At 67.2% G+C, this 259-nt stretch carries 1 protein-coding gene; it reads right to left on the bottom strand.

Going from position 1 to position 259, the window contains the following annotated elements:
• Positions 1-259: hypothetical protein (locus tag JI666_RS22245; RefSeq protein ID WP_206895096.1), on the bottom strand; the 259-nt coding region annotated here is incomplete at both ends.

Raw genomic sequence — 259 nt, 5'->3', positions numbered from 1 at the left:
CGGGCGATAGTGGAAGGGCACGCGCACGCGGGCGGTCAGACGCCCCTGACGGCGCAGTTCGGACAGAACCAGCAGCGTGTAGCGGTTCCCGTCCATGTTCACGAGCGACGTAAAGCCGTGGCGCGCGCAATACTGGAGCCCGCGTTCCATCGGTTCGAGATCGGCCAAAAGCTCGTCATGCGTGGGCAGCGGCACGGGCTCTTCCCCGGTGGCGATGCCCGCATTGATGCGGTCCTGCCCGGTCAGCTGAAGCACCGGC

Source organism: Bacillus sp. NTK071, from assembly GCF_017303315.1.
GTDB lineage: Bacteria > Bacillota > Bacilli > Bacillales > Guptibacillaceae > Guptibacillus.
The sequence above is the reverse complement of the archived record's forward strand: the minus strand, read 5'-3'. Positions and strand labels throughout refer to the sequence as shown.